At 46.2% G+C, this 2093-nt stretch carries 3 protein-coding genes; all 3 read right to left on the reverse strand.

The genetic code is table 11. The annotated features are described in order from the left end of the window. Positions 1 to 270 (reverse strand): tetratricopeptide repeat protein (locus GRP75_RS25190; protein WP_160790696.1); only part of this gene is annotated, 270 nt, incomplete at its 3' end. Between the two features lie 157 nt (positions 271 to 427). Continuing rightward, entirely contained in the window at positions 428 to 1405 is a 978-nt protein-coding gene (locus tag GRP75_RS25195; protein ID WP_160790697.1) for a S8 family peptidase, read from the reverse strand. A gap of 194 nt (positions 1406 to 1599) precedes the next feature. Then, the coding region (locus GRP75_RS25200; RefSeq protein WP_272917236.1) for an MATE family efflux transporter at positions 1600 to 2093 on the reverse strand (494 nt) is incomplete at its 5' end.

The following is a 2093-nucleotide window of genomic DNA, read 5'->3' on the forward strand; positions in this document are numbered from 1 at the left end:
CTTGGCGTAATCTCCCAATACACGATATGTACTGCTTAGTCCCAGGATGGCTCCTTTTCTTGATTCTGCGGATAACGCCATACCTAGGCTTTTTTCATAATAGGCAACCGCTTCCCTCTCTAAGCCCAATGAATCATGCGTCCAAGCTGTCTGATACCACAATTCTGCATCATTTTGCTGCTGTTCTAATGCCTTTAAAAGAAGCTTACGTGCTTTCTCTGCTTGCCCTGTTCGTCTAAGCTCGTCAGCTTGCGCCATGATATCGTTCATATTCTCCTCCACTTCTGACTCATGCCTATCTTTGAGATATATGTTACCCGACATTTGAATGCAATGTAAATGGAGTTTTTCCTAAGATTTGAAATCCAAAAAAACGACCCTCCCTTTAGGAGAGCCGCTATATTTCCGAATTGAAGTTACGGTTTATTTAACCCTTCAATGATCCTACAGTTAGTATTCCCGCTACACGCTGCGCGTCGAAAATACGAGAAAGCTCCTCCACTGCCGTCAAGTACAGTAGACCGTTGCCCTCCAGCTTAGGAGAATTGCCCAGTGGAATCGTGCGTTTGATGAGTTGTGCGTATAATTCCGGTTCGGTGAGATCACGCTCAAAGCTCGCATTCGCCAGCTGCTTAATCAACGCCAATGCACCTGCTACGTGCGGAGTAGCCATCGAAGTTCCGCTAAAGGTCGCATATTTGCCGCCCGGAACGGTTGATAAAATATCTTCTCCCGGTGCAACCAAATCCACCTCATTATTAGAATTACTAAATTCTGAGGTGTGCCTGTCAAAATTGATAGCACCTACGCTAATCACTTCATTATAGCAGCCGGGGTAGCCGAGCTCGTCCGTTCTGTCGTCACTATCTCCCTCATTTCCAGCTGCACAGATGACTAAGATTTGGCTAGCTACAGCCTTTTTTACTGCTTCATGAAGCTCTGGCACATCCTCAGAACCGCCAAGTGACATCGATATGATATCTGCCTTTTGCTCAATCGCATAATAGATGCCTTGAATAATCCAGTCATATTGACCGGAGCCCTGCTTGTTTAGCACTTTGATGATGAGCAGGTCTGCCTCTGGAGCAACACCCACGACACCATCCGCATTTTCTGCTGCTGCAATGGTTCCTGCCACATGCGTACCATGACCGTTGTAATCCTTGAAAATTTCCGGATCACCTTGATCATCATCCGTGAAATTCCGGCCGCCAATAATGCGCGCCTTCAAATCAGGATGGTCCGAATCACAGCCCGTGTCCAGCACCGCCACCTTCACGCCTCGGCCTCGAGTCTGGTTCCATACCGCAGGAGCCTGAATCAGCTCTACACCTCGCGGTATTTCATTCACTTGTTGCTCCTGCTTGATCACTTGGTAAGGAATGATATGCACTTTACGTTCCATCTTATTCCCTCCTTCATGGATTCAATCGGAAACCATCCGTCTTTGAAACTTTGAAAACCTCTACTACATTCGAGGTTACTATATTCTAGCAATTTTTGAAAAGTTTGAACATCCCCATTTTGCTTATTTTTGTAAAAAAAACAGACATCCTCCAATTCGCTTGAAGAATGTCTGTTGTAGAATCTCTTTCAGCCTTAGGCTGATTCCGCCTGAAGTTCAGCCTTAGATAACAGCGATTTGTGCTGCCATTTCCGCCCCTTCCAGCGTAAATAGTGGAAAATGCCTCGTACCCACTCATCGCAGGCATGTGCAATCCACACTCCCAGCACACCATATCCCATATGAATGCCCAGCACATATGCTAGCGGGATTTTAATCCCCCACATTGAAATAATGGCCATCATCAACGGGAACTGAACATCTCCCGCCGCTCGCAAGGAGTTAATGACAACATGATTAAACACTCGGCCCGGCTCCAGCAATATACAGAAGAGCAAAATTGCTGCCCCTAATTGAATGATCGCCGGCTCATCTGTAAAGATCGCCATCACTTCATATCGGAAAAAGGATACTACCACGATCATAGCAATCGTAATGACCAAAGACCATTTCAGGCTCCGTAAAAGTTGATGATAGGCCTTTTCCTTGTCTCCTGCTCCAATCAGGCGGGCAACAATAATTTCTGTCC

It is taken from the genome of Paenibacillus sp. OT2-17 (assembly GCF_009827695.1).
Taxonomy (GTDB): Bacteria; Bacillota; Bacilli; order Paenibacillales; family Paenibacillaceae; genus Paenibacillus; species Paenibacillus polymyxa_B.